This is a genomic window from Ensifer sp. Root558, assembly GCF_001427045.1.
Classification (GTDB): Bacteria; Pseudomonadota; Alphaproteobacteria; order Rhizobiales; family Rhizobiaceae; genus Ensifer; species Ensifer adhaerens.
Map to the genome: position 1 here is coordinate 53,245 of NZ_LMGC01000002.1, position 21,541 is coordinate 74,785.

Consider the following 21,541-nt stretch of genomic DNA (forward strand, 5'->3'; position numbering starts at 1 on the left):
CGCCCCGGATGCTCTCTCGGCGGGACGACGCTTGGTTTCATTGTTGCGGATAAGAGTAACCCTTCCCCCGTTGCCGGGGAAAGGGTTCTGACGGTCTCGACGAGGCCTGCTTAGATATTGCTGTTGAGAACGGCGCGCAGCTTGCCGAACAGCTCGTCGATTTCTGCCTTGCTGATGATCAGCGGCGGTGACAGCGCAATGATGTCGCCGGTGGTGCGGATCAAGAGGCCGCTCTCATAGGCCTTGAGGAAGGCGGAGAAAGCGCGCTTCGTCGGCTCGCCGGCGATCGGCTGCAGCTCGATCGCGCCGATCAGGCCGAGATTGCGGATGTCGATGACATGCGGGCAGTCCTTCAGCGAGTGCAGGCCCTCTTCCCAATAGGGTGCCAACTCGGCGGCGCGGGTCAAGAGGCCCTCTTCCTTGTAGGTATCGAGCGTGCCGAGGGCGGCGGCCGAGGCGATCGGGTTGCCCGAATAGGTGTAGCCGTGGAAGAACTCGATCATGTGCTCCGGGCCATTCATGAAGGCATCATGGATCTCGGAGGTGACGAAGACCGCACCCATCGGGATGACGCCGTTGGTGAGACCCTTTGCGGTCGTAATGATATCCGGCTTCACGTCGAAATACTGCGCGGCAAACGGCGTGCCGAGGCGGCCGAAACCGGTGATGACTTCATCGAAAATCAGCAGGATGCCGTGCTTGGTGCAGATCTCGCGCAGTTTCTGCAGGTAGCCCTTCGGCGGGATCAGCACGCCGGTGGAGCCGGCCACCGGTTCGACGATGACGGCTGCGATGGTGGAGGCGTCATGCAGCGTAACGATACGCTCGAGTTCGGTCGCGATATCGCCGCCATGCTCGGGCTCGCCGCGGGTGAAGCCATTCTGGGCCGGCAAGTGGGTGTGCGGCATATGGTCGACGCCGGTCAGAAGCGTGCCGAACATCTTGCGGTTGGAGACGATGCCGCCGACCGAAATGCCGCCGAAGTTGACGCCGTGATAGCCGCGCTCGCGACCAATCAGGCGGAAACGCGAGCCGTCGCCCTTGGCGCGGTGATAGGCGAGTGCCACCTTCAGCGCGGTGTCTACCGATTCCGAGCCAGAGTTGGTGTAGAGAACGTGGTTCATGCCCTCGGGCGCGATGTCGACCAGGCGGTTTGCCAGTTCGAAGGCCTTGGGGTGGCCGAGCTGGAAGGCCGGCGCATAGTCGAGCTCGCCCGCCTGCTCACGGATCGCCTCGGTGATCTTCGGGCGACAATGGCCGGCATTGACGCACCACAGACCCGCCGTGCCGTCCAGTACCGTGCGGCCGTCATGGGTCGTGTAGTGCATGTCCTTGGCGCCGACGAAGAGGCGCGGTTCCTTCTTGAACTGCCGGTTCGCAGTGAACGGCATCCAGAAAGCACGCAGGTCGTTCGGCGTGTTAAGGCGGTTCGACATTCCAGTTCTCCTCGGTCTCTCTTGTCGTCCGGGCGGTGCTGCCGCCCAAATTTTTACCCTTTGGTCAAACTATCAGGGCGCCGAGGCGCGTCAAGCCTCGCACCGGTCCGCCAGACAGGTCGCGACGGGTCTTGGCGACAGCGAAATTTCGCCGCGCCGCCGGATCTTTTCTCAAGCTTAACTTGTTTGCGGCAACGCTCTGCTGCCATGGCTTGTCGGCTCCGTGGCGCCTTTTGGGCGGCCGGCGAGTTCGGAGTTGGAAACGTGTCGAGGTTCGGGATAGCACACGCGGCGATTGCCGTGCTCTTCCTGCCGGGCCTGGCAAAGGGCGCCGAACTGATTGCTGACGGCCACTTTGACAAAAGACAGGACACGTTCTGGGCGAGCGACGGGCTGGCGTTCGCGCGCGAGAACGGCCGGCTTTGCGTCGAGGCTGCGCGGGGCGGTGAAGCCTGGAGCCAACTCATCGGCACCAATGGCTTGAAGCTCGAGCCCGGTCGCATCTACCGTTTGTCGATGAGGGTGATCGCCGAGCCGGCGCGCAGCGTCCAGGCAAGGGTGCAGCGCGCCGCCGATCCCTGGACCATGGTGGACGAATTCACGATGGAAGGCACGCCGGAGGGCAGCCTTTTTTCGGCGGAGTTCGCGGGGCAGGAGCCGGACGAAGCGCAGCTCGTTTTTCCGCTTGGCGGCGGCGAGAGCGGCCGTGTCTGCCTCGACGACGTCTCGCTGGTGGCGACCGGGGTTTCCTCGCCGGCGGCGCGGCGGGCGGCCGAAGGGCCGGCCATTCGCGTCAACCAGCTCGGCTACCTGACGGATGGCCCGAAGCGGGCGACCTTCGTCGCCGATGCGAAACAACCCATCGATTTTCGACTGTTGGATTCTGCGGACAGGATCGTCGGCAAGGGCAAGACGCAGCCCCACGGTTTCGATCCGACGGCCGGGGTCGAGACGCAGGTTGCGGACTTCTCAGCGTTCAAGACGCCGGGCGACGGCTATCGACTGGTATCCGGCGACTGGGCAAGCGACCGCTTTTCGATCGGCGAGGATCTCTACATGCGGTTGCGGGTCGATGCGCTGTCCTGGTTCTACCCGCAAAGAAGCGGGATCGAGATCAGGGGGGCGATCGCCGGCAAGGCCTATGCCCGGACGGCCGGCCATGTCGGCGTCGCGCCGAACCAGGGCGACAAGGCGGTTACGTGCCTTGGCGGCGCGCAGGCCGAGGCGCTCTACGGCGGCTGGTCCTGTTCCTACCAACTGGACGTCACCGGCGGCTGGTATGACGCGGGCGACCACGGCAAATATGCGGTGACCGGAGCGCTGGCTGCTGCCCAACTGCTGGCCGCCTACGAACGCGGCCTGACGTTTGCGCCCACATCGGCGGTGATGCGCGACGGGCTGTTGCGTATTCCGGAAAACGGCAATGGCCTTCCGGACATCCTCGACGAGGCGCGCTGGGAGCTGGAGTTCCTGCTGCGGATGATGGTCCCGGACGGCGAGCCGCTCGCCGGCATGGTGCACCACAAGATCCACGATACGGCTTGGACCGCCGCACCTATGCTGCCGGGCGACGACCCGCAGCCGCGCGCGCTTTACCGCCCCTCGACCGCGGCGACGCTCGATGTTGCGGCGGTGGCTGCCCAGGGCGCGAGGCTCTTTGCCGAGCATAACCCGACATTTTCCGCGCGGCTGCTTTCGGCGGCGCGCAAGGCGTGGGTGGCGGCGAATGCCAATCCGGCGCTCCTCGCCCCCAAGTCCGATGGGTTCGGCGGCGGCGGCGACTACGACGACGACAGCATTTCCGACGAGCTTTTCTGGGCGGCGACCGAGCTTTATCTGACGACCGGCAACGGCGAATATCTCAAGACCCTGCGGGCCTCGCCGCTCTGGGAGGCGGATGTGTTTTCGCCCGGCGGCGCTTTCAACTGGCGAGACGTTGCCGGCTTCGCGCGGCTGCAACTCGCCCTTTATGGCAGGGCGCTGCCGGCGGTCGATCAGGAAACGATCCGCAATTCGGTGCTCACGAGCGCGCAGCACCTGCTGTCGCTGCAACAGGCGGAGCCATTCGGTATCGTCTACCGGCCGAACGAGCGCCGCTACGACTGGGGATCGAACCAGTTGATGCTGCAGAACATCGTCGTGCTGTCGGCCGCCTACGATCTCTCCGGCGACAGGGTCTTTCTTGACGGCGCGCGCGAGGGCATGGACTACATCCTCGGGCGCAATGCGATGGGGCTTTCCTACATAACCGGCTATGGCAGCCGCTCGCCGCAGAACCAGCACAGCCGCTGGTATGCCCGTCAGCGCGATCCGCAGCTGCCAAATCCGCCCGTCGGTTCGCTTGCCGGCGGTCCGAACTCGACCTTTGTCGATGACATCGCCAGGGAGCGGCTGCGCGGTTGCGCGCCGCAAACCTGCTATGTCGACGATATCGAAGCCTATGGGTCCAACGAAATCGCCATCAACTGGAATGCGCCGCTCGTTTACGTCGCGTCGTTCCTGGCCGACGCGCGATAGGAGACTGAAAGCGTGACCTTGATTGCCTTTGTCGGAACCGGCTTCGTCGCCGACTATTACATGACGACGCTTGCCAACCATCCGGAGCTGCGGCTCACCGGCGTCTGGGATCGCGATGCCGAGCGCCTCGACGCGTTCGCACGCTACTGGAAGGTTTCGCCCTACGCCTCGCTCGACGCCGTGCTTGCCGATCCCGCGGTGTCGATCGTCGTCAATCTGACGACGCCGGAGAGCCACTATACCGTAAATTTCCGGGCGCTTTCGGCCGGAAAGCACGTCTATTGCGAAAAGCCCCTGGCGATGACGGTGGAGCAGGCGAGCGAACTCGTCGACCTGGCAAGGGCCAAGGGGCTTGTTCTGGCCGGTGCACCGGCCAATGGGCTCAGCGACGCGCAGGCGCTCTGCGCCCGTCTGCTTGCGGACGGTGCCATTGGCACGCCGCGGCTTGTCTATGCCGAGATGGAAGATGGCCCGGTGTTCAAGGCCAACTGGCGCGCCTGGCGCAGCCGCTCGGGCGCCCGCTGGCCGGGCGTGCATGAGTTCGAGGTCGGCTGCACGCTCGAACATGCGGGTTATGCAGCAAGCTGGCTTGTCTCCCTCTTCGGCCCGGTCGCCGAAGTCAGTGCCGTCTCGGCGCTGACCTTTCCGGACAAGGGGCCGGGAACCGAGACGCTGGCGCTCGGGCCCGATTTTTCCGTGGGTTGCCTGACGTTCCGCTCCGGCCTGACGGCGCGGGTCACCTGCGGCCTGGCGGCGCCGCGCGACCGCTCGCTGACGATCATCGGCGAAAAGGGCATGATCACCGTTCGCGATCTCTGGGACAATCGCTCGCCGATCCATCTGGAGATCTTCGGGGCGAAGCGGCCGCTCCTGCATCGCGGGCTCGACTGGCTGGAGTGGAAACTCGGCCGCAAGCTTCCGCTTCGGCTCTATCCCGGAACCAAGATGCGCTATCCGACGGCGCCATCGGCAAGTGCGCTTCCGGCCTTTCCGTCGCAGATCGATTTCGTGCGCGGCATTGCAGTGCAGGCGCAGGCGCTCAAAGGCGGCGAAACACCGTTTTTCTCCGGCGCGACGGCGCGACATCTAACGGAGGTGGTGTTGGCGCTCAACGGCGGCTGGCGGGACTACCGTCCGCTCGACCTCTAGAGGCGCAGCGTCGGCCACGTTTTGCGTTCCGTTTCGAGGTAGAACTAGCCTGCCTCAGGTGTCCTTGAGCGGACCGTCTCGATGATTTCCAGGGCCTTTATGCTGGCCGATAGCGGCATCAACGGATGTTCGCTGCGGCCCTCGAGAATCGCCGCGCTTGCTGCCTCGATCTCGAATTGCAGGCCGCTCCCGGGGAAGTGATGATCGTGGCGGGTAAGGCCGGGCAGGGGGATATGCCGGGCCAGCCGGCAGGTCGTTTTTCCGTTGAAAGCCAGTAGCTTGCGCGCCGCGCCGCCGGTGACAACGAAGAGGCGGCTTGCCTTCAGAAACGGCGTGTCGATAACCAGCGTGCCGCGCTCGCCCTCGATAACGAAGCGATTGTGCCCGTTTCGATCGAAGCCGCAGCCCAGTTCAGCGTCAAAGCCGTCATAGGCCAGCTTGATCTTGGCTGAACTGTCGACGCCCGTCGGCGCGCGCTTCCATGTGCCATCGACGGACCCGGGGTGCCCGAACAGATTGAGGCAAAGGGCGATCGGATAAATGCCGAGGTCGAGCATCGACCCGCCGCCGAGCGCCGGATCGAAGAACCGGCTGCCGGCGTCGAACGGTTTCTCGTAGGCGAGGTTCGCCCGGACATGGCGGATCGCGCCGAGCGTTCCGGCCGCGAGCAGTTCGCGAACCCTGGAAATCGCCGGAAGGAAACAGGTCCACAGTGCCTCCATGGCGAAGGTGCTGCCGGCGGCAGCGGCGTTTGCAAGCGTGCGCGCGTCGGCCGACGACGTCGTCAGCGGCTTTTCGACGAGAACGGCTTTGCCGGCGGCCAAGGCGAGGGTGGCCTGTTGAAAGTGCTCAGCATTGGGTGAGGCGACGTAGATCGCGTCGATATCGGGAGAGGCCGCCAGTGCCTCGATGCCCTGATAGCCGCGGATGCCGCCGAAACGCCCAGCGAAGCTCTCGGCCTTCTGCGCGCTGCGGGACGAGACGGCGACGAGGCTCGCATGGGTTGCGAAGCGGAAGTCCGAGGCAAGACTGTTTGCGATCGTGCCGGTTCCGGCGATGCCCCAGCGGACCTTGTCACGCATATCCCGATGTCCGCTTTCCGGCTGATTCTGTCGCGGCGCATCGTGCCCCGGAAGTCTCAAGGCTCGGTAAATGCCAGCAAGCGCCGGCACCTTTCGCGTGCAAACTGGGAAGACTATCCGCCAAAGAATAAGCCCCGCGCGATTTCTCGTGTGGGGCTGTCCGAACGGGTCCGCAGATGCGGACCGAATATCAGGCCGATTTACGGACCGGAGTCTTTTCTGCAGTGGCGCTCTGGTCGTCACCGTAGATTTGATTGAGCGTGCCTAGAATCCGCATGACCGCGTCGGATGAGCTCGAATAGTAAATCGTCTGCGCATCGCGACGGGTGCTGACGAGATTCTGAGCACGGAGCTTAGAAAGATGCTGGGAGAGAGCCGACTGGCTCAGCCCAACCTTGTTGGCCAATGCGCCGACTGCCATCTCTTCCTTCACGAGGGAATCGAGGATGAGGAGGCGCTTAGGATTTGCCATGGCCGAGAGGAAACCGGCTGCTACCTCGGCTTCATCGTGTTTTTCAGGCGAAAGTGGCTGCATTGCGTGCTCCATGCGAAAATTACATCACACGTAGTTATGGTTGACGAAGCAAGATAATTAGTCGTGATGCATAAAAGGGCAACCACCTACTGCAAGAAATGGGGGTAGCTCTCCAGCGATTAACCGTTAAGTTCACGCAAAATTGCCCGTAAATTGGAACTATCTTCGATAGGTGTCGGGAACTCAAGGCGTTTTAGCTGATCGCCATCTGCAAGATCGAGCCCCGCGGCGTCGATACCCACGACTTTCCAGTTGCCTTCCGGTGCCTTGCAGAGCTTCACCGCATAGCGCTGAACTGCGTCAGAATGATCCGTATTCATGTGATCGATCGCGTTCGCCTCCATCGCGGCGAGCGAGGCGATGGCAGGCGTGTCGATCAGAAGGTCTTCGGCGGTCAAAACATAGGCGCGGCCGAAGCCGCCGTTGAGACTGGCACGCAGCGGCGACAGCCGGAAGAAGCCGAAATCGGGAAAATCGACGTAGAGTTTCGACTTGGGGTGGCGGCGGACGAATCGCTCGCGGATGCGGGTATGTGCTTCGCTGTCGCGCGCAACCTGTTCGGCGGTGCATTGCACGGTCAGGCGAGGATGGGCGAGCGGGTCGCCCTTGCCAGGCTCGCCGGTCAGGAGCGAGGCCCTGGCGTCGGCCAGCAGCGCCTGCGTGTGTGTCGACAGTTTCGAGATCAGGATGACAGGCACCCCGTCGACATCCATGCCGACGAGCACGCGGCTGACGAAGGGGAAGCCGCCGCTCTCCGGCTCGATCGCCGCAAGCGATGCGCTGCGCGCGCCACGCAGAAGCGTGCGGGCCAGCGTGCGGGCTTCGTTATCGGTGTCGCGCAGAACGTTCGGCTTGTCGCTCATGGTCTTTCCCTTTTCCTGCCATGCGGTCGTCGCCGGGACGAAAAAAGCCCGGAACGACGCTCCGGGCTTTTATTGGCTTGTTGAGCGGCTTCGTCAACTTTTGTTGCGGTGGCGCGTCAGTCCCTGGACGATATCCTGGGCGTCGATCGTACCGACCACGGAACCGTTGTCGACGACCCCGATGCTGCCCGGCTGGCGGGACATGGCGTCGAGGATGTCGACGAGCGGTGTCGTGGGCTTGGCCGTCGCGGTCACGCCGGCAACAGTCACTCCGCGCTGGACGCCGGTCTGCATCACGTCCTTCGCCGTCAGCATGGTGATCGGGTTCATGTGCTGGACGAAATCGGCGACATACTGGTTGGCCGGGTTCTTGACGATATCTTGAGGCGTGCCGCACTGGATGATGCGCCCGCCCTCCATGATGGCGATGCGGTTGCCGATGCGGAAGGCCTCGTCGAGATCGTGGCTGACGAAGATGATGGTCTTCTTCAGCCGCCGCTGGAACTCCAGCAACTCGTCCTGCAGGCGGGTGCGGATCAAGGGGTCGAGGGCCGAGAACGGCTCGTCCATCAACAGGATCGGTGCACCGGTCGCAAAGGCGCGGGCAAGCCCGACGCGCTGCTGCATGCCGCCCGAAAGCTCGTTGACCTTGCGACCCGCCCATTTCGAGAGATTGACGAGTTCGAGCTGTTCGCCGACGCGCGCCTTGCGTTCGGCGTCCGGCATGCCGGCAAGCTCAAGCCCGAAGCCGACATTGTCGGCGACGGTGCGCCAGGGCAGAAGCGCGAACTGCTGAAACACCATCGAGACCGTGTGCATGCGGAAGTCGCGCAGCGACTTCGGATTGGTTCGATAGGGATTGAGCGCACCATTTGCGGTCTTCACCTCGACGTCGCCCCGCACGACCGGGGCAAGGCCGTTGACCGCGCGAAGCAGCGTCGACTTGCCGGAGCCCGAAAGCCCCATCAGCACGAGGATCTCGCCCTCGGTGATTTCGAGCGAGGCGCCGGCGACGCCGAGCACGAGGCCGGTTTCGGCGCCGATCTCGTCGCGGGTCTTGCCCTGGTCGACCATCTGCAGCGCGACTTGAGGGTTGTTGCCGAAGATGATGTCGACATTCTTGAAAACGACGGCGTTGGTCATGCGCCTTCTCCTTCGTCGGACGAGCGGAAAAGGCGGTCGAGAATGATCGCCAGGATGACGATGCAAAGGCCAGCTTCGAAGCCCTTGGCGATGTTGACCGTGTTCAAGGCTCTCACGACCGGAACGCCGAGGCCGCTGGCGCCGACGAGCGCGGCGATAACCACCATCGACAGCGACAGCATGATGGTCTGGGTGAGGCCAGCCATGATCTGCGGCATGGCAAAGGGCAGCTCCACCTTGCGCAATACCTGGCCGGGCGTCGCGCCGAAGGCCTGTGCGGCTTCCACCAGCGACGGCGGCGTCGAGATGATGCCGAGGCGCGTCAGCCGGATCGGTGCGGGAATGGCGAAGATCACGGTCGCGATCAGACCCGGAACCATGCCGAGGCCGAAGAGGATCAGCGCCGGGATCAGATAAACGAAGGTCGGGATCGTCTGCATCAGGTCGAGGATCGGCCGCATGACGGCGTAGACCCATGGGCGACGGGCGGCTGCGATGCCGAGCGGCACGCCGACGGCCATGCTCACGGCGGTGGCAGCGAGCACAAGCGCCAGGGTTTCCGTCGTTTCCTTCCAGTAGCCCTGGTTGATGATCAGGAGCAGGCCCAGGCCGGTGAACAGCGTTATGCCGATCGAACGGCGGAACCACCAGGCGAGCCCGGTGATGACGGCGACGACGATCAGCGGGTGCGGGGCATAAAGCACCCAGAGCAGCGAGTCGGCGACGGCCTGAAGGAAGCGGGCGAGCTGGTCGAAGAAGAAATCGAAATTCGTCGTCAGCCAGTCGACGAATGCCTTGGCCCAGCCGCCGATGGGGATGCGGTTATCGGTCAGATATTCCACGAAGGTAATCCGTCTCGTCAGGTCAAAAAGGAGCGCATGACGCGGTGAAAAAAGGCGGGGTCATTCCCCGCCTTGATGCCGATCAGAGGCCGAGCGCGGCCTTGACTGCGGCCAAGCCGTCGCCGCCATCCTTGGCGGTCACGCCGGCGAGCCACGGATCGACGGCAGTCGGGTTGGCCTTCAGCCATTCCTCGGCCGCCTTGTCCGGCTCCTGGCCGTCGTTCAGGATCTTGCCCATGATCTCGTTTTCCATCTGGAGCGAGAACTTGAGGTTGGTCAAAAGCTTGCCGACGTTGGGGCACTCGGTGGTGTAGCCGGCGCGCACATTGGTGAAGACTTCCGCGCCGCCGAAATTGGCGCCGAAGATGTCGTCGCCACCCGAAAGATAGGTCAGCTTGAAGTTGGCGTTCATCGGATGCGGTTCCCAGCCGAGGAAGACAACCGGCGCGCCGTCCTTTTCGGCACGGGCGACCTGCGCCAGCATGCCCTGCTCGGAGGATTCGACCACTTCGAAGCCCTTGAGGCCGAAGGTATCCTTGTCGACCATGTCGATGATCAGGCGGTTGCCGTCATTACCCGGCTCGATGCCGTAGATCTTGCCGTCGAGTTCGGTCTTCTTGGTGGCGATATCCTTGAAGTCCTTGATGCCGAGCTCGGCGCCCTTGGCGTTGGTCGCCAGCGTGTACTTGGCACCGACCAGGTTCGGCCCGAAGGATTCGACCGACTTGTCGTCGAGGAAGGGACGAACATCGTTTTCCTGGGTCGGCATCCAGTTGCCGAGGAAGACGTCGATGTCCTTGTTCTTGAGCGAGGTGTAGGTGACCGGAACCGAGAGAACCTTGATGTCGGTCTGGTAGCCGAGGCCCTTTAGAACGGTGGAAACGGTGGCAGTGGTCGCGGTGATATCCGTCCATCCGACGTCGGAGAAACGGACGGTGCCACAGCTTTCCGGCTCGGCAGCTGCAGCCTGCTGAGCGGTGATGGCGACGACCGAAACGGCGCCTGCCAGTATCAGTTTGAGAGAGAGTCGTTTTTTCATCGTTGTCGTTCCCCTGCCTCGATTATTGTTTTAGCCAAACACCATTGGATAGCGAATTCAAGCGCTTTGATGTCGGAGGAAGTGTATTGCGTCAATATGCTGGCGGGGTGCACGATGCGACGCTCGATGTCGCAATGTCCACGAAATAGTCTAGTCCGCCGAAAAACTGTGGGTGCTGCAAACGGGCTCTGGCCTTCCCGGCCAAGCCTCGTCATTACCCAAAAAACGGAAAAACCGGACGCGGTGACTATGGCCAAACTCTATTTCAGCTATGCGACGATGAATGCGGGCAAGAGCACGATGCTCCTGCAAGCCTCCTACAACTACCAGGAGCGCGGCATGCGCGTGGTGATGCTGATCGCCGCCCATGACGACCGGGGCGGCGTCGGCCGCATTTCCTCCCGCATTGGTCTTGGTGCGGACGCCATTCCCTTTCACGGCGACGACGATCTCTATGGGCTGATCGATCGGTTGCACTCGGATGGCGAAGGCGAGATCGCCTGCATCTTCGTCGACGAGGCGCAGTTCCTCAATGAGGGGCAGGTCTGGCAGCTCGCCCGCGTCGCCGACCGCATCGGCATTCCGGTCATGGCCTATGGTCTGCGTACGGATTTCCAGGGCAAGCTGTTTCCGGGCTCGATGGCGCTGCTGGCGATTGCCGACGAGCTGCGCGAAGTGCGCACCATCTGCCATTGCGGCCGCAAGGCGACGATGGTCGTGCGCCTGGACGGTGAGGGCAAGGTCGCGCGCGAGGGCGCCCAGGTCGAGGTTGGCGGCAACGAGAAATATGTCTCCTATTGCCGGCGCCATTGGGACGACCTGATGCGCTGCGAGTGAGTGCGGCGTCGTGGCGGCTTGAAACCGCCACGCGCGCGATGTCATTCTCCGCTCTATCGCACGCCAGGGGTCTTAGATGTTGCGTCTCGTCACCAGCCTTTCCATCACGCTCTGTCTTGGCACACTCTGTCTTGGCGTAACGGTCGCCCATGCCGGCGGCGACGCTACGGCTGGCGCTGCCGTCTTTCGCAAATGCGCGGCCTGTCACACGGCAAGCGAGCCGACAAACCGCGTCGGCCCAAGCCTCATGGGTGTCGTCGGACGTCCGGCCGCATCCGTCGCCGACTACAACTACTCCGATGCAATGAAGGCCTTTGGCGCTGAGGGTCGCGTCTGGGACGAGGCGACGTTGAGCGAATACCTGCTGAGCCCCAAGGCAATGGTCGGTGCCACCAAGATGGCTTTTGCCGGTCTGAAGAAGCCGCAGGACATCGCCGACGTGATTGCCTATTTGAAGGCGTCGCCGGCTGCCAAATAGGGACGACGCAAACCCCGGACGGAAAGCCGTTTCCCATCTTTCCTGGACCTGCGCGCGGCAATGCCGTCGATATCTCAAGCACTTCGCTGTGGTGGCTGATCAAAAAGCTGCCGGGAAAGGCTTGTTCTCTTTCGGTAAACACCCTTTATATAACTGCAATCGAAGGCTGAATAATTCAGCCGGGCTGGCGGATATCGCCGCGGTGGACCGAGGGGCAGGACATGGCGACTCTTCAGAATTTTGACGCGGAGATCGAAAAGACGAAGGGCGTGGTCGAGCAGATGCGCGGCAAGCTCGAACAATCAGGTGTCGTGCTCGAACAGTTCGCCAAGGCCGAAACCAAGCTTGGCGACGTCAATTTCGACATCGAGAATGCCCGCATCCAGGACGTGATCAACCAGCAAAAGGTGATGGAAGCCAACATCGCCGACCTGATCATCGGCCTCGAAGACGCGACCAATGTCTTCGGCTCCGAATTCGAGAGCATGAAGAACTATACGGGCTACGAGAAGTTCATCGGCATCTTCTCCAAGCAGAAGATGCAGCGCATGCGCACCGACCGCGTGCGCAACATGTCGCTTGCCGGCAACCTGCAGGAACTGCTTTCCAAGTCCGACATGATCGTCGGCATCCTCAAGGAACAGAAGTCGATCCTCGACCAGCGCTACAAGACTTCGGAGCAGAGCCTGATCCAGGTGATCGAGCGCCGCAAGGGCACGATGGCGAACCTCGAAGCGGTGCAGAAGCGCATCGAGGAACTGAACCCGCTGCTGCTCGACATCGAAAACCGCATCGCCGCCTCGATCGAGCAGAAGGTGCGCACCGAGCTCGAAGGCGAGCGCTCCGCGCTTGCGACCGAATATAATGAGAAGCAGGCCAAGGAACAGGAACTGCTGGCCGAGAGCCAGACGCTCGAGCGCTATACCTCGATGTTCCAGACCTTCGTCGATTCGCTCAACAACCAGATCGCCGCGCAGAACACGCTGATCAACAAGCTGACGATCGATACCGAGCAGCGCATCGTGCTCTACAAGGCGCTGGAAGATTCGCTGAAGACCGCCGCCCAGCAGGACGTCGCCCACAAGATCAACACGCTCGGCAGCCAGGTCGATACGGCCGCCGAGGAGACGATGGCCGGCATCGGTGCCGCAGCGCAACGCCACATCGGCGATCTCCTGGAAATGCATGAAAAGAACATGCTTTCAACGCAGGATATCCAGCGCCGCAAGAAGCTGGCAGACGATGCCTTTGCCCGCCGCTTCCAGGCTGTCATGGACAAGCACAACACTGCCAATTACGTGAAGCAGTGAACGGGCGGCGCATGATCCGAACCGAGTTTGCCTTTCGGCACGCGCCACGGGGATTTGCATGAAGGTCGCGGCTTCATCCGCTGTCGCACAGTATTTCGCGTCGATCCACGCGGCACTCGCCGGGCTTGAGCTCTTTCTCGGCGACCGCAACTCGCCGCTCTATCGCAACACCGTCGTCGGTGAAGTGATCGTTCCCTATCTTGGTCGGTTGAAGGCCTCGATCGACTGCTGGGAGAACCGGATCGGCTTCGTCGACCAGTTCCGGATTTCGCGCGCCGAAAGCGGCTTTCCGGTCTTTCAGAACGTGCTGGAACTGGAGAACGATCGCCAGACGGCGACGAAGCGCCTGGCCGATATTCCATCGGCCGATGCGCTGCGCGACGAGATGGTCGACTTCATCTTGAGGCAGAAGGCGTTTCCGGAAGCGCTGCAGACGCGCATGGCCGAGCGGCTCTATCTGGAGCAGATCGGCAAGGGCGAGATCTTTTCGCCCTTCATCCTGCCGGAGACCATCCGTGTCGCCGTCAATTCCAAGACGATGCGGCCCTATTATATCGTGAGCTGGGGCGCCTTCGACGGGGCCAATACTCTGCCGATGGTCTACATGGCGACGATCGAGGATTCCTCGGAAAAGATCGTCGACATGCTGGTGACCGCTGATGGCAAGCTCAACCCGCAGGTGGAAATTCCTCTGCCGGTTGGCGGCCTGCTCAATCCGGAGCTTGCCAGCCGCTTTGACGATTTTGCGTCCAAGAACAGTAGCTATTCGCTGACACCGGTGACGATCGCCACCAATCTCGACAAGGATTTTGACGAGCTGCATCCGAAGCAGTTGCGTCGCATCGTGCTCGGGCCGTTCTACTCGGCCGGGATCACCGAGAACAATGCGCGCATCAACGACATCCTCTCGAAGGTACGCAAGACCGAGAACGCCTGGCTCCTGACCTGGACGGTGCAGGAGGTCTTCTCGAAATCGGAGCGGCCGGCCAAGCGCGGCTTCTGGTCGTCGACCCCGGCGCAGGAAGAATTCCACATCGACACCGCCAATCTGGAAGCGACGCGCATGGGGGTTTCTTCCTACGAGAAGCACGCGCTGGTGCCGCACGACGCCTACCAGGCGCTCTATGCCGCCGGCGAGGCGGAACAGGTGTTCGGCGACTACAAGGTGCATGTCATTTCGGGCAACCAGGTCGTGAGCGAGGTTTGACGATGACACTCAATACGGGGCTGACGACGCTGCACGAGGACGACATCGCCAAGCACCAGGCGGTGGCGCAAGGGTTGGTGACGAAGCTCATCATCCTGGAGCGGGAAGATGCCGCCGCCGGAACGTCGCTTGCCGGCACCGGCCGGCGCTTCGTGTCGACAGTTTCGACTGGCGGCCAGCGGCGCACGCGCGAGGTGGAGCTGACGAAGACGATCCAGGCGGTGCGCCAGGGCGACCCGATGTTCTCTCCGGCCCAGCACGCCGTGCTCTACCGGACGCGCCGCGGCATCCAGGTGGCGCTGGCCGTTGCCGATGTCTTTGCCCGCCAGACGAGCCTCGAACAGCTGCAGGCGAAGAACGCCACCTCGCCGCTTGGCGGAGAGGAGGCGAACCAGTTCAAGGCGCTGCTGTCGGCTTCGGCTTACGTCGCGGCCTTCACACTCGCTGCCTATCTCGGCGCGACCCTGGCGGGCGAGGGCGAGCCGGTCGACGATGCTGTCGAGCCCGACTTCCTGTTCGACACGCCGCAGGACGCGCTGAAGAGCCTGATTTCGGCGCTCGATCGCGGTCTTGCCGGGGCCCCCGATGATCTGGCGCTGACCGCCCGGGCGCGGGCCTTCTCGCGGGTGGCGATTGAAGGGCTGATTGCCCGCAAGGCGCGCTTTACCGGGCTGCAGAGCTTCGAGACCGTGCATATCCGGCTCGACCAGGACGATTTTACGCTGAACGGTTTGGACGTCGCACCCGGCCAGAAGCGCAAGCCGCTGGTCATGACCTTCAAGAAGCCCGAGGAGATCATCGGCAACCACATCGCCAAGTATCAGGCGCTGAAGCTTGCCAAGATGCTGATGGCCTACGACTTCGACCGGCAGATGAACCCGTTCGTCGAGCTCGGCGGCTTCCTCTTCACCTTCATCGGCGACGGCATGCCGGGCACCGGCAAGACGATCCTGATCCAGATGCTGGCCGGCATGCTCAACGATTATTGCGAGATCGCCGGCTACGCCTTCCACTACGAGAACTTCGGCGTCGACCAGATCTCCTCCTATCAGGGCAAGTCCGGGCAAAACTGCAAGGAGTTCGTCAACAACGTCATCAATCCGCGGGCGATCGGTTTCGGCACGATCGACGATGTCGACCAGGTGGCGGCGAAGCGCTCCGACGATCGAGCCTCTGCCGGCCAGCACGAGGTGACGGCGGTGTTGATGGAGAGCTTTGCCGGCGCCTCTACCGTGGTGCGCGGCAACTGCACCTTCGGCATGTTCTCCAACTACCCGGAGAATGTCGACGATGCGCTGCGCCAGCGCGCTGGCGCCCGCTGGCTGGTCGATGGGCCGCAGACCGAAGACGACTACATCGACATCTTCGCGCTGCTCGTCGGCAAGAACCACAAGATCCCGCTTGGCGAGCACCAGCTTTTCGAGGGGCAGGAGATCAAACGCGCGGTTGCTCAGTCCTATGCTGAGCACGCGCGGCCGAAGGAAGATGGCCTCGTCGCTGTCTGGGAGCGTTACGAGAAGGAGAAGGGCGCGATCGCCTCGCTGGCCGATGTCGGCGCCTATCTGCACATGATCAAGGAGGCCGAGCCGCGCTTTACCGGTCGGGCGATCAAGAACATCACCGACGCGATCAAGCTGAGAGCAATGGACGTGGAACTGCCGGATGACTGGTTCAAGGACGCCGGCTCCTTCATGCACAAGGGCTATGACGAGAAGAAAGCGATGATCGAGGCGCTGCGGGGTCCGATCACCATCGACATGGTGCTGCAGGAGATCAACCGCTACGCCGACAGCGAATTCCGCTACACCGACAAGTCGGACGATGCCGCCGTCACCGACATCATCCGCCGCGAGCGCCAGCGCGAAAAGGCGATCCGCGAGATCGAGGCGATGAAACGCGACGGCCGGTGGCAGGGGTGATGCTAGGAAAAACAGACCGATGAAACGCCTGCTTGAAGCGGAACTCATCTATGGACGGCTGCTCGATATCTCCGAGCCGCATCTGATCGCGCGCTACAACAAGGCGCTCGAAGGGTTTGGCCTGCGATCGACGGCGCTGACCCAGTTCAGCATCGACATGACCGGCTTTTCGCCCGAGATCGCCGAGGAACTGGGGGATCGGGACTACCTCGATCCGAACCGGGTCAACCGCCGCTTCATCATCATGACGCCGGAGCAGGCGGAGCTGCCGGTCGTGCATACGAGCTTTTCCAACACGGCCGCGCTGATGCACGAGTTCTTCAACGCCAACAGCCGTGCGATCAACGCGATTACCATCAAGGATGCGCTCTATGGCGAGATCGAGGATTCGGTCTCGGTCGTAAACGACATCGACGATCTCTTGTCGATCAACGAGGTGCGGTTCCGGGTGCTTTCGGCCGAGGACATGCTCGGCAAGGCGGCCGAACTGCGTGGTCTCGTCGACCGCTTGAAGAAGGTGCCGACGGCCTGGGCCGACGACGAGATGCTGACGCGCATGGTCGAGCTTGCCAAGCAGACCGGCGATATCCGCCAGAACGCACTGGTGCCGGATCAGCTCGTCTTCCATCACGAAGCCTTCTGGGCCAATCATTTCGGCGGCGTCTATGTCTTTCTCGACGACAAGACGACGACAGTCATCTGCGACCCCTCGGTGCCAGGCTTCCGCCGCTCGCGGCCCTGGCAGGTGAGCTATATCGCCATAAACGATCACGCCCGGATCTACGATTTCCTCGCCTCGACCAAGCGGCTGCAACTGCCGCAGGCCTCCTGGGTCGAGGATTCCGGGCTCTATCAGCACCGCGCAGACATGGTGGTGCGCGGGCTGATCAACGAGAGCGACCCGACGGCCGATCTTGCCAATGCCGACCGGATCTGGCTGCAGACCTGGATGCACCGATATGCCGCCGCGGTCGCGAAAGACGGCGCCTATCCGTTCCTGCAGGAGATGATCCGCACGGTCGCTGCCACCGGCACGATCAGGATGCAGGACGTGGCGCCGGCAAATCGCTTCATGTTGGTGCGCGCAGCACCCACCCATCCGGACCAGTGGCTGGTCAACCGGTTGATATCCCAGCTCGTGCCCCGCGATTTCGTCTCGCGCTTCGTCTTCGACAAGCAAGGTTTCTACGACGCCTACGAGCGTTATAGCGAAACCTTCAAGGAGTATGTTGTGGCGACGCTGACCGGCACATATCTGAAAGACAAGGCGGCCTTCCGCCACAAGCTCTATGGGCTCAGAGAGGAATAGGACATGTTCGATCCGATCGTTGCGTTTTTCCAGCGTGTCTTCACCGCGATCGGGCGCGGCATCGGGCTCGTCGTTGCCTGGCTGCTTTGGCCCTTCGTGGCGGCGGGCAACTGGTACCGGCAGCGCAGCTGGCTGCTCAAGGGGCCGATCGGCCTCATCCTCATCGGTCTGGTCCTGTTCTACGGCTACTTCATCTGGCAGACCCAGGCCTGGACGAACTTCAACGAAGACTACATCGACCAGTACAAGCTGGCAGAGCGCAAGGTGCCCGCCGGCTCGCCGATGAGCGGCCCCGGTGCGACGTCGACGGGACAGTCGACGACCGGCGGCACTGCCAACAACCTTGCGGGTGTCGCAACGCAGCCGATGGAATCGACGCCGGAGGCGCTCGCGGCCGTTCAACTGCCGGCCGGCACCGTGTGCCAGACGTCGGCGATCGTCGATGTCACCGCCGACCTCATCGATTTCAATGTCAACGAGAATGCCTGGATCTCGTCGATGCTGCTCTACAAGGTCGGTCTCTTCGGGCTCGACTGGGACGACACGCCCTGGCTCGACAACAAGGCGTCGTTCCAGCGCGGGGTCAACCAGGCGATCCGCCGTACTTCCGTGGAGCTCGTCGACTCGCTCGGTCGCATGCGCGGCACCTCGGGCATCAACAACGCCCTGCAGAGCGCGCGCGGCAACATGCAGTTCGATGAAGAGACCTGGTACTTCGGGATCAACCCGTTCGGTCCGAAAACTCCGACGCCGAGCTTCTATCGCGCGGCGATGAAGGATCTGAGGTCTTTCAACACCTCGCTCAGCAAGTGTGAGGCGATTTTCGACGGCCGCTCCGATAACCTCGTCGAGTTCCTCGACCGTGTCGCCAACGACCTCGGCAACACCTCGGCGATCCTGCGCGAGCGCTCGGAAAACCACAATGGCGGCTGGTTCGACACGCGTGCGGATGACCGCTTCTGGTTCGCCTATGGCCAGCTCTACGGCTACTACGGCATCCTTTCGGCCGCCGGTGCCGACTTCGACAACGTCGTCGCCCAGCGCGGCCTGTTGCCGATCTGGACGGAAACGATCAAGCAACTGCGGGCAGCACTCCGCATCCAGCCATGGATCATCTCCAATGGCGAGGAAGCCGGCTGGATCATGCCGACGCATCTGGCGACGATGGGCTTCTATACGCTGCGCGTCCGCTCCAACATCGTCGAGATGCGCGACATCCTCGCGCGCTAAGACCGAACGGTAAGGCGCCCGAGTATCCGGGCGCTGCCGATTACTTGAGTTCAAGCGGGACGCGGGTCGAAAACCGCAGACGCGTTTCCTCATCCCGCTCCGGTATCATGAACTGCGCCTTGAAAGGCGCGGGTAAAAACGAGACCCTGGGGAGGGAACTGTCATGGCGGAGGTCAAGTCCGATATCGAGATTGCGCGCGCGGCGAAGAAAAAGCCGATCCTGGAGATCGGGGCCGCACTCGGCATACCGCCGGAGGACCTGTTGCCCTACGGCCATGACAAGGCGAAGATCAGCGCCGATTTCATCGCCCGCCAGCGCGGGAAGAAGAACGGCCATCTGATCCTGGTGACGGCGATCAACCCGACGCCGGCAGGCGAAGGCAAGACGACAACGACCGTGGGCCTCGGCGATGGGCTGAACCGCATCGGCAAGAAGGCGATCATCTGCATCCGCGAGGCGTCCCTCGGGCCCTGCTTCGGCGTCAAGGGCGGTGCTGCCGGCGGCGGTTATGCGCAGGTTGTGCCGATGGAGGACATGAACCTCCACTTCACCGGCGATTTCCACGCGATCACCTCGGCGCACAACCTGCTGGCGGCGCTGCTCGACAATCACATCTACTGGGGCAACGAGCAGAACATAGACGTCCGTCGTATTTCGTGGCGGCGGGTGATGGACATGAACGACCGCGCACTGCGCAACATCGTCGGCTCGCTCGGCGGGATCGCCAACGGTTATCCACGCGAGACCGGCTTCGACATCACCGTTGCCTCCGAAGTCATGGCGATCCTCTGCCTTTCGGCGGATCTTAGGGATCTCGAGCAGCGGCTTGGCAACATCATCATCGGCTACCGCCGTGACAAGAGCCCGGTCTTTGCGCGCGACATCAAGGCCGATGGGGCGATGGCGGTGCTGCTCAAGGATGCTATTCAGCCAAACCTGGTGCAGACCCTCGAAAACAACCCCGCCTTCGTCCATGGCGGCCCCTTTGCCAACATCGCCCATGGCTGCAACTCGGTGATTGCGACGACGACGGCACTGAAGCTTGCCGACTATGTGGTGACCGAAGCCGGCTTCGGCGCCGATCTCGGCGCGGAAAAATTCTTCGACATCAAGTGCCGCAAGGCCGGGCTGAAGCCGGATGCCGCGGTGCTGGTCGCGACCGTCCGCGCGATCAAGATGAACGGCGGCGTCAAGAAGGACGACCTCGGGAAGGAAAATCTGGAGGCGCTGCGCAAGGGCTGCGCCAACCTTGGCCGGCATGTGCAGAACGTCAAGAAGTTCGGCGTACCCGTCATCGTCGCGATCAACCACTTCACCTCCGATACCGAGGCCGAAGTGCAGGCTATCAAGGATTATGTGGCGACGCTTGGCGCCGAAGCGGTGCTCTGCCGCCATTGGGCCGAGGGCTCCGCCGGCATCGAGGAGCTGGCGATGAAGGTGGCGGCACTTGCCGAGGGCGGACACTCGCAGTTCTCGCCGCTTTACCCCGACGACATGTCGCTCTTCCACAAGATCGAGACGATCGCCAAGGACATCTACCATGCGAGCGAGGTGATTGCCGACAAGTCGGTGCGCGACCAGCTGCGCAGCTGGGAAGATCAGGGTTACGGCCATCTGCCGATCTGCATGGCAAAGACGCAGTATTCCTTCTCGACCGATCCGAACCTGCGCGGTGCGCCGACAGGCCATGCTGTGCCGATCCGTGAAGTGCGGCTGGCCGCCGGCGCCGGCTTCATCGTGGTGATCACCGGCGAGATCATGACGATGCCCGGCCTGCCGAAGGTGCCTTCGTCGGAAAAGATCTTCCTCAATGATCAGGGCTACATCGAAGGGCTGTTCTAGGCGCTTCCTGCCTGCCTGAAAAACAATGCCGCGCATCCGGGTGGATGCGCGGCATTCTTGTGTCCGGGGGTCTCCCGCGGCGGAATCAGGCGGTGAGGCTGAGGAAGTCTGCCTTGCCGAGCGGCACGCCCTTGTGGCGCAGGATGTCGTAGGCGGTCGTCAGGTGGAAGTAGAAGTTCGGCAGCACGAATTTTAGCAGGTATTCCTCACCCGTGAGCGTCACCTTCAGGTTCGGGAAATTCAGCACGACTTCGCGACTGTCGCTGTCTTCGAGATCGACAGGGCGCACCGTTTCAAGGAAGGCGACGGACTTGGCGATGCGCTGGCGCAGTTCGTCAAACGTCTTTTCCTCGTCCGGGAACCGGGGCACTTCGATCGACGTCAGCCGGCCGACCAGGCCCTTGCTGGTGTCGCTGACACGCTGCACCTGACCGGCAAGCGTCAGCATATCGGGCGCCAGCCGGGCGTGGACGAGATCATCCGTGGGGATGCCCTTTTCCTCAGCGAAAGCCTCTGCCTTGTCGAGCAGCTTGGTGAGGACACCAAGGCCGCGAACGAGTGCGGGAATGGAGAGCTGGTACATCGTCAATGCCATGACAGATTTCCTTGAGATTAGGCGCAAAGCGGGTGGATTTTCCTCGCGCCGTATTTGGGAGCCGGGGCGGGCTCCTGCAAGGCGCGCAGCCCGGTATCTTTTGGGCTACGAGGGGCCTGCGGGAGACGACAGGACGCAGGCGCCTTGCTCTGGTCAGGACATGTGGTCTCGTGCACTGATCCGCGCAGGAACGCATCAGGGATGCCA

At 62.6% G+C, this 21,541-nt stretch carries 18 protein-coding genes; 10 read left to right on the forward strand and 8 right to left on the reverse strand.

Translation table 11 applies throughout. The annotated features are described in order from the left end of the window. Positions 1 to 110: 110 nt before the first annotated feature. Positions 111 to 1,436, reverse strand: coding sequence for an aspartate aminotransferase family protein (locus tag ASD63_RS06205; RefSeq protein WP_034788948.1), 1,326 nt, complete (start codon positions 1,434 to 1,436; stop codon positions 111 to 113). A 264-nt stretch (positions 1,437 to 1,700) separates the two neighbouring features. On the opposite strand from ASD63_RS06205, the gene ASD63_RS06210 reads away from it, so the two are divergent. Together ASD63_RS06210 and ASD63_RS06215 are read left to right on the forward strand one after the other, a co-directional pair. After that, a complete protein-coding gene (locus ASD63_RS06210) occupies positions 1,701 to 3,953 on the forward strand; it encodes a glycoside hydrolase family 9 protein (RefSeq protein ID WP_051659146.1) in 2,253 nt (750 codons plus the stop codon). A gap of 60 nt (positions 3,954 to 4,013) precedes the next feature. Then, complete coding sequence (locus ASD63_RS06215) at positions 4,014 to 5,102, forward strand: Gfo/Idh/MocA family oxidoreductase (RefSeq protein ID WP_051659145.1); 1,089 nt, start codon at positions 4,014 to 4,016, stop codon at positions 5,100 to 5,102. A gap of 44 nt (positions 5,103 to 5,146) precedes the next feature. Here ASD63_RS06215 and ASD63_RS06220 read toward each other — a convergent pair whose 3' ends face one another. From ASD63_RS06220 to ASD63_RS06245, 6 genes are all read right to left on the reverse strand, one after another. Then, positions 5,147 to 6,184 carry a Gfo/Idh/MocA family oxidoreductase gene (locus ASD63_RS06220; RefSeq protein ID WP_034788942.1) on the reverse strand — a complete coding sequence of 346 codons (1,038 nt, stop codon included), beginning with the start codon at positions 6,182 to 6,184 and terminating at the stop codon, positions 5,147 to 5,149. Positions 6,185 to 6,374: 190 nt separating this feature from the next. Further along, a complete protein-coding gene (locus tag ASD63_RS06225) occupies positions 6,375 to 6,719 on the reverse strand; it encodes a metalloregulator ArsR/SmtB family transcription factor (RefSeq protein ID WP_034788940.1) in 345 nt (114 codons plus the stop codon). Positions 6,720 to 6,838: 119 nt separating this feature from the next. Continuing rightward, positions 6,839 to 7,582: a HugZ family protein gene (locus ASD63_RS06230; RefSeq protein ID WP_034788934.1), complete on the reverse strand. Its 744-nt coding sequence runs from the start codon at positions 7,580 to 7,582 to the stop codon at positions 6,839 to 6,841. A gap of 93 nt (positions 7,583 to 7,675) precedes the next feature. Beyond that, the gene (gene choV / locus ASD63_RS06235) at positions 7,676 to 8,725 is read right to left on the reverse strand and encodes a choline ABC transporter ATP-binding protein (RefSeq protein ID WP_034788932.1); all 1,050 of its coding nucleotides are present in this window, start codon (positions 8,723 to 8,725) and stop codon (positions 7,676 to 7,678) included. After that, on the reverse strand, positions 8,722 to 9,567 hold the full coding sequence (gene choW, locus ASD63_RS06240) for a choline ABC transporter permease subunit (protein ID WP_034788930.1): 846 nt from the start codon (positions 9,565 to 9,567) through the stop codon (positions 8,722 to 8,724). Before choW ends, choV begins: the two co-directional genes overlap by 4 nt. An 82-nt stretch (positions 9,568 to 9,649) precedes the next feature. Further along, positions 9,650 to 10,606: a choline ABC transporter substrate-binding protein gene (locus ASD63_RS06245; protein WP_034788927.1), complete on the reverse strand. Its 957-nt coding sequence runs from the start codon at positions 10,604 to 10,606 to the stop codon at positions 9,650 to 9,652. A 249-nt stretch (positions 10,607 to 10,855) separates the two neighbouring features. On the opposite strand from ASD63_RS06245, the gene ASD63_RS06250 reads away from it, so the two are divergent. From ASD63_RS06250 to ASD63_RS06285, 8 genes are all read left to right on the forward strand, one after another. Next, positions 10,856 to 11,443, forward strand: coding sequence for a thymidine kinase (locus ASD63_RS06250; protein WP_034788924.1), 588 nt, complete (start codon positions 10,856 to 10,858; stop codon positions 11,441 to 11,443). 76 nt (positions 11,444 to 11,519) lie between these two features. Further along, positions 11,520 to 11,921, forward strand: coding sequence for a cytochrome c family protein (locus ASD63_RS06255; protein ID WP_034788920.1), 402 nt, complete (start codon positions 11,520 to 11,522; stop codon positions 11,919 to 11,921). A 221-nt stretch (positions 11,922 to 12,142) separates the two neighbouring features. Continuing rightward, the gene (locus ASD63_RS06260) at positions 12,143 to 13,231 is read left to right on the forward strand and encodes a hypothetical protein (RefSeq protein WP_034788917.1); all 1,089 of its coding nucleotides are present in this window, start codon (positions 12,143 to 12,145) and stop codon (positions 13,229 to 13,231) included. A gap of 58 nt (positions 13,232 to 13,289) precedes the next feature. Continuing rightward, on the forward strand, positions 13,290 to 14,438 hold the full coding sequence (locus ASD63_RS06265; RefSeq protein ID WP_034788914.1) for a hypothetical protein: 1,149 nt from the start codon (positions 13,290 to 13,292) through the stop codon (positions 14,436 to 14,438). 2 nt (positions 14,439 to 14,440) lie between these two features. Then, on the forward strand, positions 14,441 to 16,357 hold the full coding sequence (locus ASD63_RS06270) for an AAA family ATPase (protein ID WP_034788911.1): 1,917 nt from the start codon (positions 14,441 to 14,443) through the stop codon (positions 16,355 to 16,357). Between the two features lie 19 nt (positions 16,358 to 16,376). Continuing rightward, positions 16,377 to 17,666, forward strand: coding sequence for a DUF6638 family protein (locus ASD63_RS06275; RefSeq protein ID WP_034788908.1), 1,290 nt, complete (start codon positions 16,377 to 16,379; stop codon positions 17,664 to 17,666). 3 nt (positions 17,667 to 17,669) lie between these two features. Further along, the gene (locus ASD63_RS06280) at positions 17,670 to 18,896 is read left to right on the forward strand and encodes a DUF2333 family protein (protein ID WP_034788906.1); all 1,227 of its coding nucleotides are present in this window, start codon (positions 17,670 to 17,672) and stop codon (positions 18,894 to 18,896) included. Between the two features lie 163 nt (positions 18,897 to 19,059). After that, on the forward strand, positions 19,060 to 20,739 hold the full coding sequence (locus ASD63_RS06285) for a formate--tetrahydrofolate ligase (RefSeq protein WP_034788903.1): 1,680 nt from the start codon (positions 19,060 to 19,062) through the stop codon (positions 20,737 to 20,739). Positions 20,740 to 20,824: 85 nt separating this feature from the next. On the opposite strand, the gene ASD63_RS06290 is transcribed toward ASD63_RS06285, so the two are convergent. Next, positions 20,825 to 21,334, reverse strand: coding sequence for a DUF1993 domain-containing protein (locus tag ASD63_RS06290; protein WP_034788889.1), 510 nt, complete (start codon positions 21,332 to 21,334; stop codon positions 20,825 to 20,827). Positions 21,335 to 21,541: the final 207 nt, after the last annotated feature.

Bases quoted from the DNA above. Each gene is read 5' to 3' on its own strand.
- ASD63_RS06205 (WP_034788948.1), bottom strand. From the start codon at position 1,436: ATGTCGAACCGCCTTAACACGCCGAACGACCTGCGTGCTTTCTGGATG.
- ASD63_RS06215 (WP_051659145.1), top strand. From the start codon at position 4,014: ATGACGACGCTTGCCAACCATCCGGAGCTGCGGCTCACCGGCGTCTGG.
- ASD63_RS06220 (WP_034788942.1), bottom strand. From the start codon at position 6,184: ATGCGTGACAAGGTCCGCTGGGGCATCGCCGGAACCGGCACGATCGCA.
- ASD63_RS06225 (WP_034788940.1), bottom strand. From the start codon at position 6,719: ATGCAGCCACTTTCGCCTGAAAAACACGATGAAGCCGAGGTAGCAGCC.
- ASD63_RS06230 (WP_034788934.1), bottom strand. From the start codon at position 7,582: ATGAGCGACAAGCCGAACGTTCTGCGCGACACCGATAACGAAGCCCGC.
- choV (WP_034788932.1), bottom strand. From the start codon at position 8,725: ATGACCAACGCCGTCGTTTTCAAGAATGTCGACATCATCTTCGGCAAC.
- ASD63_RS06245 (WP_034788927.1), bottom strand. From the start codon at position 10,606: ATGAAAAAACGACTCTCTCTCAAACTGATACTGGCAGGCGCCGTTTCG.
- ASD63_RS06250 (WP_034788924.1), top strand. From the start codon at position 10,856: ATGGCCAAACTCTATTTCAGCTATGCGACGATGAATGCGGGCAAGAGC.
- ASD63_RS06255 (WP_034788920.1), top strand. From the start codon at position 11,520: ATGTTGCGTCTCGTCACCAGCCTTTCCATCACGCTCTGTCTTGGCACA.
- ASD63_RS06260 (WP_034788917.1), top strand. From the start codon at position 12,143: ATGGCGACTCTTCAGAATTTTGACGCGGAGATCGAAAAGACGAAGGGC.
- ASD63_RS06265 (WP_034788914.1), top strand. From the start codon at position 13,290: ATGAAGGTCGCGGCTTCATCCGCTGTCGCACAGTATTTCGCGTCGATC.
- ASD63_RS06270 (WP_034788911.1), top strand. From the start codon at position 14,441: ATGACACTCAATACGGGGCTGACGACGCTGCACGAGGACGACATCGCC.
- ASD63_RS06275 (WP_034788908.1), top strand. From the start codon at position 16,377: ATGAAACGCCTGCTTGAAGCGGAACTCATCTATGGACGGCTGCTCGAT.
- ASD63_RS06280 (WP_034788906.1), top strand. From the start codon at position 17,670: ATGTTCGATCCGATCGTTGCGTTTTTCCAGCGTGTCTTCACCGCGATC.
- ASD63_RS06285 (WP_034788903.1), top strand. From the start codon at position 19,060: ATGGCGGAGGTCAAGTCCGATATCGAGATTGCGCGCGCGGCGAAGAAA.
- ASD63_RS06290 (WP_034788889.1), bottom strand. From the start codon at position 21,334: ATGGCATTGACGATGTACCAGCTCTCCATTCCCGCACTCGTTCGCGGC.